This is a genomic window from Arthrobacter sp. SO3 (assembly GCF_020532825.1).
Taxonomy (GTDB): Bacteria; Actinomycetota; Actinomycetes; order Actinomycetales; family Micrococcaceae; genus Arthrobacter.
Genome location: NZ_MQTS01000024.1, coordinates 19,977 through 27,588 on the forward strand (window position 1 = coordinate 19,977; position 7,612 = coordinate 27,588).

Consider the following 7,612-nt stretch of genomic DNA (forward strand, 5'->3'; position numbering starts at 1 on the left):
CCCAGTAGCGCCGGCAACACAACACCCCGCCACGGATGATCCGTGGCGGGGTGTTGTGTCTTGGAGCGGACGATCAGATCTTGTTGGCTGCCTCGGCGTCGGAGACAGCGACTGCACCCAGGTTGGCCCGCAGCTTGGCGCCGAGTTCGGCGTCGACGTTGGTCCAGTACTGGATGGCGCGTTCCTTGATGCCGGCGTTCTGCACGCCGCTCACAGCACCGGTGATGGTGTCGAGGAAGCGGGCCTTGGCTGCTTCGTCATAGACCTCGCGGTACAGCGTTCCGGCCTGGCCGAAGTCGCTGTCCTCGGAGTGCAGGGTCGCAGCGGTGCGGACCAGGGCGCCGTCGTACTCCCAGGAACCCTCACCGGCGCGGGCCGGATCGGCGACGGGGCCGCCGAAGGAGTTCGGGGCGTAGACCGGAGCCGATGCCGGCTTGTAGCCGTGGCGCAGCGAGCCGTCCTGCGAGTAGTTGTTCACCGGCGAGACCGGGCGGTTGACCGGCAGCTCGTTGAAGTTGGTGCCGACGCGGTAGCGGTGGGCATCCGGGTAGGAGAACACACGTGCCATCAGCATCTTGTCCGGCGAAATGTCGTGGCCCGGAACGACGTTCGCGGGAGACAGGGCGATCTGCTCGATCTCGGCGAAGAAGTTCTCGGGGTTGCGGTTCAGCTCAAAGCGGCCAACTTCGACCAGCGGGTAGTCCGCGTGCGGCCAGACCTTGGTCAGGTCGAACGGGTTGAAGCGGTAGGTCTTGGCGTCTTCATACGGCATGACCTGGACGTGCAGGTCCCAGCTGGGGAAGTTGCCCTCGGCGATGGCCTCGTACAGGTCGCGGCGGTAGTAGTCGGCGTCCTCGCCGGCAAGCTGCGCAGCCTGTTCGTTGGTGATGTTGTGCTCGCCCTGGTTGGAGCGGAAGTGGTACTTGACCCAGAAGCGTTCGCCTTCGGCGTTCGTCCACAGGTAGGTGTGGGAGGAGAAGCCGTGCATCTCGCGCCAGGAGCGGGGCAGGCCGCGGTCGCCCATGAGGTAGGTGACCTGGTGGGCGGATTCGGGGGAGAGGGTCCAGAAGTCCCACTGCATGTCGGCGTCACGCAGGCCGGAGCCCGGGAGGCGCTTCTGCGAGTGGATGAAGTCCGGGAACTTGATGCCGTCCTTGATGAAGAACACGGGGGTGTTGTTGCCCACGATGTCCAGGTTGCCCTCGGGGGTGTAGAAACGGGTCGCGAAGCCGCGGACGTCGCGCCAGGTGTCGGGGGAGCCCTGCTCGCCGGCCACGGAGGAGAAGCGGATGGCCGTGCCGACCTGGGCGCCCGGCTGGAATGCCGCCACGCGGGTGAAGCGGGAAACGTCGCCGGTCACCGTGAAGGTGCCGAAGGCGCCGCCGCCCTTGGCGTGCACGATGCGCTCCGGGAGCCGCTCGCGGTTGAACTGTGCGAGCTTCTCGACCAGGTAACGGTCGTGCAGCGCGGTGGCCCCGTCGGCCCCGGCGGTCAGCGAGTGCTCGTCGGACGCGACGGGGGCGCCGGTCTGGGTGGTGGTCGCGGTGTGCGAGATGGGCGCGGAAAGGTTCGCAGTCATCATTCTCCTTTGTTGATTTCTTGCTGTTCAGATGTGGAGGGAAGTTTTTGGGTGCGCTGGCAGTCCTGGCAGATGCCCTGGTACAGCACATCGGCGATCTGGATGGTCATCGGCCGGGCGTTCTTGTCCCAGCTGGGCGTCAGGCACGGCGCATGTCCGACGGCGCACTCGACGTCCTCCACCCGGCCGCAGCTGATGCAGACGGCGTGGTGGTGGTTGTCGCCCACCCGCGTCTCGTAGAGGGCGGGGGAGTGCGGCGGCTCGAAGCGGCGCAGCATCTGCAGATCGGTCAGATCACCGAGGACCACGTACACGGACTGCGCGGTCAGCTCGGGAAGGTCCTGGCGGGCGGCGGCGAGGATGTGCTCGGCGGGGGAATGCGGGTGATGCTCGACGGCGGCGAGAACCGCCAGCCGCTGTTTGGTCACCCGGCGGCCGTGGGCACGCAGGGCGGCAGCCCATGCCTCGTGGGTGCCCGCCGTCTCCGTCATGACCCCATTCAAGCACCTATTATGAACCGGTCATAATAAGGCTCGGCTTATTACGCCGCCGCTAATGACGACGCCCCTAACTATGGAGCGCCTAACTGCGCCACCCCTAAGACCAGGACATAGTGCCGTCCCGGCCCGTGCGGCGCGCACCGGGGTAACCGGCCGGTCCGCCGGGCCCCACTAGAGTATCCGGGTGGGGAAATATCTGGCGGACATCACGCCCTTGCGCGAGAGTCCGGCGTTCCGCCGCCTGTGGCTGGGTTCCGCCGTCGCATCCGTGGGCAGCCAGCTGACCCTGGTGGCCGTGAGCTTGGAGGTTTACCGGCTCACCCAGGACAGCCTCTACGTCGGGCTGCTGAGCATCTTTGCCCTCGTCCCGCTGGTCTTCGGCGGCCTGCTGGGCGGCTCGATCGCGGATGCCCATGACCGGCGCAAGGTGGCGCTGCTGGCCTCCTCGGTGCTGTGGCTGACCACCGCCTGCCTGGCGCTCCAGGCCTGGCTGCACCTGGGCAACGTCTGGCTGCTCTATGTCCTGATCGCGGTGCAGAGCGGTGCGCAGGCCATCAACCAGCCGGCCCGCAGCGCCATCATCCCGCTGCTGGTGCGCAAGGAGCTCCTGCCCGCCGCCAACGCGCTGAGCATGATCAGCTTCGGGCTGACCCTGACGGCCGGGCCGCTGCTGGCCGGGGTGCTGGTGGCCACGGTCGGGTTCGCCTGGACCTACACCATCGACGTCGCCACCTTCGCCTTCGCCGTCTGGGCGCTGTTCAGACTGCCCGCCATGCCGCCGGGGGAACATGCACGTCCCGCGGGGCTGCGCTCCGTCGTCGAGGGCTTCCGCTTCCTGGGCACCCGCCCCAACCTGCGGATGACCTTCATCATCGACCTCGTCGCCATGATCTTCGCCCAGCCCCGGGCGCTGCTGCCCGCGATTGGCGCGGTGATGATCGGCGGCGGCGAAACCACGGTGGGGATCCTGCTGGCCTCCACGGCCGTCGGCGCGTTCCTGGCCGGCCTGTTCTCCGGTCCGCTGGGCGCCGTGCGGCGGCAGGGGACCGCCGTCGTCTGGTCCGTGATGGGCTGGGGCGCCTCCATCGCCGGGTTCGGCCTCGTCGTCGTGCTCGCCGGGAACGCCGGCGCCGGCGGGGTGACCTGGTGGCTGCTGCCCGCGGCCCTGTGCTGCGGGCTGGCCGGCATCGCCGACTCGGTCAGTGCCGTCTTCCGCACCACGATCCTGCAGGCCTCGACGCCGGACCACCTGCGCGGCCGGCTGCAGGGCGTGTTCATTGTGGTGGTGGCCGGCGGGCCGCGGGTGGGGGACATGCTCGCCGGTGGTGGGACTAAGATTTTGAGTGAAGGCTGGGTCCTGCTTTTGGGCGGCCTGTTGTGCATCGCGGTGGCGTGGGCCGTGGCGCATTCGCAGTCGGGCTTCCTGAAGTACGACGCGCGGAACCCGGTGCCGTAGCGGGACGTTTTCCTTGTACGGGTCGATATTGGGACGACTTCTGGAGGAACAGTGCACCAGCATCACAACGGACTGAAGACCGCCGCCCTGTTCGGTGTGCTGTGGGCGGTGCTGCTGCTCCTCGGCGCCCTGATGGCCTCCAGCATGCGCAGCGCCGCACCGATCTGGATCATGGCCCTGGTCGGCGTCGCCACCACCGCCTACGGCTACTGGAACAGTGACAAGATCGCCATCCGGTCCATGCAGGCCTATCCCGTGACGGAGGCCGAGGCGCCCCAGCTCCACCAGATTGTCCGGGAGCTCTCCGCCGCGGCACAGCAGCCGATGCCGCGGATCTACATCTCGCCCACGATGGCCCCGAACGCCTTTGCGACCGGACGGAACCCGCAAAACGCCGCGGTGTGCTGCACCGAAGGCATCCTGCGGCTGCTCGACGAGCGCGAACTCCGCGGCGTGCTGGGCCACGAGCTGATGCACGTGTATAACCGGGACATCCTGACCTCCTCGGTGGCTGCCGCCGTCGCCGGCGTCATCACCTCGGTGGCCCAGATGTTCCTGATTTTCGGCGGCGGCGGGGACCGGCGCAACGCTAACCCGATCGCGGCGATCGCCATGGCCCTGCTGGCGCCTTTTGCTGCCTCGCTGATCCAGATGGCCATATCCCGCACCCGGGAGTTCGACGCCGACGAGGACGGCTCCAAACTCACCGGAGACCCGCTGGCGCTCGCCTCCGCCCTGCGCAAGATCGAGCAGGGCGTGCAGCTGGCGCCGCTGCCGCAGGACCAGCGGCTGGTCAATGCCTCGCACCTGATGATCGCGAACCCGTTCCGCGCCGGGGGTGTCGCGAAAATGTTCTCAACGCACCCGCCGATGAGCGAGCGGATCGGCCGGCTCGAGCGGATGGCCGGCCGCGAGCTGGGCTAGGCAGGCAGGTTGCGCGCCGCGCACTTGGGCTGGCGACGCGCACTTCGTTCCGCGCCTCGCACTTGGGCTGGCGACGCGGACTTCGTTCCGCGCCTCGCACTTGGGCTGGCGACGCGGACTTCGTTCCGCGACGCGTTTCCCGTTGCGTGCGGCGCCAAAGTCCCCACGCGCCGGAATACCCGGTGCGCCAGCGCTTTTGCGCATCGAGGGACATTCTGCGCCGCGGACGGGCATCCGGTTGCTGCTCCAACCGGCTCGCTTTCCGGCGGGGGACAACCACGTAACCCTGGGCATCGCGGCACGATTTCCGTCAACGAAAATAGGTGTCTTCGGCATCGATGCGGGCATGCCCATGCGCAACCCGGGCGACGCCGCCATCCTGGATTTCGACCTGGTCTAGCACCCCCTCCTCACAGTTGCCGGCTGCTTCCTCGCAGGGGGGTGGCTGGCAGCGTTGTGGTGTGCGGGCTTGTCGGGGCGGCTCGGGTTGCATCCGCCCGGGGGCACTTTGGGCGCAATGTTCGACGGCGGCGCCCCAGTTGACGGCGTGTCCGCACCAAAGTGCCCGCGGAGCTCGGGCCGGATCCGGAGCTCGGGCCGGATCCGGAGGCTTCCGGATCCGGACGGCCCGCGGGTCAGGGTTCGCGGCACAGGGGATGCCCGGGCGCTGCGTCAGGTGGCGAAAAGTCGCTCGCCCACGAACCCGCCCTGCTGCACGCCAGGAGGGACCGCGAACAGGCCGGAACCGGTGTGTTCCAGATATTCCACGGCCAGGGTGTCCTTCCGGGCCATGGCGAGCTGCATGGGCACGTAGTGGGTGCGCGGATCCTTGACGAAGGCGATGAAGAAGAGCCCGGCGTCCAGATGCCCCAGCCCGTCCGAGCCGTCCGTGTAGTTGTAGCCGCGGCGGAGCATGTGCACGCCGTTGTTGTGCGATGGATGCGCCAGCCGGACGTGGGAACTTGTGGCGATCAGCGGTTCGCCGGCCCGGCCCGGGGCGTCAAAGTCCGGGGCGGAGAACTCCGTCCCGCCGGACAGCGGGGCGCCCTCGGACTTGGTCCTGCCGATCAGGCCCTCCTGCTCCCGCAGCGAGGTCCGGTCCCAGATCTCGATGTGCATCCGGATGCGGCGTGCCACCAGGTAGCTGCCGCCGTCCATCCATGCCTCCGGGGCCGGCGCCCCGGCGGGCACCCACACATGGTCATTCAGGAGACCGGTGTCCTCGGACTTCACATTGCTGGTGCCGTCCTTGAAACCGAAGAGGTTGCGGGGAGTCTGTTGGGCACGTGAGGTTGAGGCAGTGCGCCCGAAGCCGAGCTGGGACCAGCGGACCTGCGCCTTCCCGAAGACGATGCGCGCCAGGTTCCGGACGGCGTGGACGGCCACCTGGGGATCATCCGAGCAGGCCTGGACCACCAGGTCGCCGCCGGTCCGCTGCTCCTGAAGCTGGTCGCCCGGGAAATGCGGCAGGTCGATGAGGGCTGCGGGCCGGCGGCCCTCCAGTCCGAAGCGGGCACTGCCGCCCTTTTCGAAGAGGGAGGCGCCGAAACCAAAGGTCAGCGTCAGCCGCCCGGCAGCGAGGCCCATCGCTTCGCCGGTGTCCTCCGGAGGGGCGTCATAGGGGCCGCCCACCGCGCCGGTGGCTCCGGCTTCCCGGCCTGCCGTGAGGGCTGCGGCTGCCTCCGTCCAATCCTTCAGCAGGGCAATGAGCTCGGCGCGGTCTTCGGTAATCACATCGAAGGCGGCCATATGGAGCCTGTCCTGGGCCGGCGTCGTGATGCCGGACTGGCGCTCGCCGTGGAACGGCACCGTGTCGGCCGGCACCTCCGCGGGTCCCGCGGCTGCGTCGCGGCCGAGGATTCCGGCTGCCAGACCCGCCGCCGCACCGACGCCGCCGGCCCCGGCAAGGGAGAGGAGGCCGCGGCGGGATACCGTGCTCACAGGACGACGGCTGCCGTCAGCCGGGACAGGGGCTCGCCGAGGGTGTCCACCAGCGCCGCGAGCTTCCGGACCTGTTCCGGGGTGAGCTCGTCGTAGGAGGCGAATCCGTCGCCCTGGGCATGGGTCCCGAGTTCGGTCTGCAGGGCGGAAAACCTGGTCTCAAGCTCCGCGGCCAGCGCAGGATCTTTCTTCTCCAGGACAGGACGGAGGTTCTCAAAGGCGATCCGGGCGCCGTCGACGTTGGCCTGGAAGTCCCAGAGATCCGTGTGCGACCAGATTTCCTCCTCGCCGGTCACCTTGCCAGTGGCGACCTCATCGAGGAGCTCCTTGGCGCCGTTGCCCAGCTTGTCCGTGGTCAGGGTCAGGGTGCGGGTCCGCTGGTAGAGGTCTTCGGTGTCCGCGACGAGCTGCGTGGACAGTCCGGCGCGTTCCGCGCTGGTCATGGCTGTGTAGCCTGCCGGGGCGAAGAGGTCCTTCTCGGCGCGGTGCCAGCCGGTCCAGGCCTCTCCGGGTTCCAGGTCGGCCTCGCGGAGGTCAAGTTTGGGATCCAGGTCGCCGAAGGATTCGGCCACGGGTTCGATCCGTTCCCAATGCATGCGCGTGGAGGCATACAGGTCGCGGGCCGTCTCGGTCTCCCCGGCGGCGAACGCCGTTGCGAAGGACCGGGTTCCGGCCAGCAGTTGCTCCGTCTGGTCCTTGACGTAGGCGGTGTACTGGCCGGTGGCGGTGTCCGTGAGTTTCTGCAGGTCGTCGTCGACCGTCACGGCCTGGCCCGTGCCGGTGACCGTGAACGCGGCGCGGAGGCCGTCACCTTCCATCCCCGGCTTGCATGCCGTGAGGTACTTTCCGGCGGGAACCGTGGCCACGAGGTTGCGGGTGATCCCCGGGCCGATGTTCTCGACCTCGGCCAGGATCCTAAGCCCGTCCTCGGCGAGCAGGTAGAACTCGGTGACTTTGTCCCCGTTGTTGCTGATGGCGAAGGTCAGGTTGCCGCTGGGAGCCTCGGCGGCGGAGACCTTGCACTCGCCGCTGGTGCTGGACACCGTGATTGCTGCGCCGTCCGTGGAGGCGGCGGGCGCGGCGTTGTCGGTGCAGGCAGCGAGCGTGAGGGGCAGCAGTGCGGCGGTGGCGGCGACGCCGAGCCGGGCTGAAAAACGGCGCGGGGGAGTGCGGAACGCGGTCATGGGGGTCCTTCGGGGTGCGGGTAGGGTG

At 68.7% G+C, this 7,612-nt stretch carries 7 protein-coding genes; 3 read left to right on the forward strand and 4 right to left on the reverse strand.

Annotated elements, in window-relative coordinates; genetic code table 11:
• Positions 1-73: 73 nt before the first annotated feature.
• Together BJQ90_RS03055 and BJQ90_RS03060 are read right to left on the reverse strand one after the other, a co-directional pair.
• Entirely contained in the window at positions 74-1,579 is a 1,506-nt protein-coding gene (locus tag BJQ90_RS03055; protein WP_226758838.1) for a catalase, read from the reverse strand.
• Positions 1,579-2,070, reverse strand: coding sequence for a Fur family transcriptional regulator (locus BJQ90_RS03060; RefSeq protein WP_226758839.1), 492 nt, complete (start codon positions 2,068-2,070; stop codon positions 1,579-1,581). Before BJQ90_RS03060 ends, BJQ90_RS03055 begins: the two co-directional genes overlap by 1 nt.
• Before the next feature lie 193 nt (positions 2,071-2,263).
• Here BJQ90_RS03060 and BJQ90_RS03065 point away from each other — a divergent pair, with 193 nt between their 5' ends.
• From BJQ90_RS03065 to BJQ90_RS03075, 3 genes are all read left to right on the forward strand, one after another.
• Positions 2,264-3,535: an MFS transporter gene (locus BJQ90_RS03065; RefSeq protein ID WP_226758840.1), complete on the forward strand. Its 1,272-nt coding sequence runs from the start codon at positions 2,264-2,266 to the stop codon at positions 3,533-3,535.
• Positions 3,536-3,586: 51 nt separating this feature from the next.
• A complete protein-coding gene (gene htpX, locus BJQ90_RS03070) occupies positions 3,587-4,459 on the forward strand; it encodes a zinc metalloprotease HtpX (protein WP_226758841.1) in 873 nt (290 codons plus the stop codon).
• Between the two features lie 238 nt (positions 4,460-4,697).
• Positions 4,698-4,859 (forward strand): 2-oxo acid dehydrogenase subunit E2, encoded by a 162-nt coding sequence (locus BJQ90_RS03075; protein WP_226758842.1) that lies wholly within the window; start codon positions 4,698-4,700, stop codon positions 4,857-4,859.
• Positions 4,860-5,131: 272 nt separating this feature from the next.
• On the opposite strand, the gene efeB is transcribed toward BJQ90_RS03075, so the two are convergent.
• Positions 5,132-6,400, reverse strand: a complete 1,269-nt coding sequence (gene efeB, locus BJQ90_RS03080; protein ID WP_226758843.1) for an iron uptake transporter deferrochelatase/peroxidase subunit — start codon at positions 6,398-6,400, stop codon at positions 5,132-5,134.
• Positions 6,397-7,584: an iron uptake system protein EfeO gene (gene efeO, locus BJQ90_RS03085; protein WP_226758846.1), complete on the reverse strand. Its 1,188-nt coding sequence runs from the start codon at positions 7,582-7,584 to the stop codon at positions 6,397-6,399. The genes efeB and efeO overlap by 4 nt, the downstream gene beginning before the upstream one ends.
• Positions 7,585-7,612: the final 28 nt, after the last annotated feature.

Coding starts and splice junctions, on each gene's coding strand:
- BJQ90_RS03055 (WP_226758838.1), bottom strand. CDS start 1,579: ATGACTGCGAACCTTTCCGCGCCCATCTCGCACACCGCGACCACCACC.
- BJQ90_RS03060 (WP_226758839.1), bottom strand. CDS start 2,070: ATGACGGAGACGGCGGGCACCCACGAGGCATGGGCTGCCGCCCTGCGT.
- efeO (WP_226758846.1), bottom strand. CDS start 7,584: ATGACCGCGTTCCGCACTCCCCCGCGCCGTTTTTCAGCCCGGCTCGGC.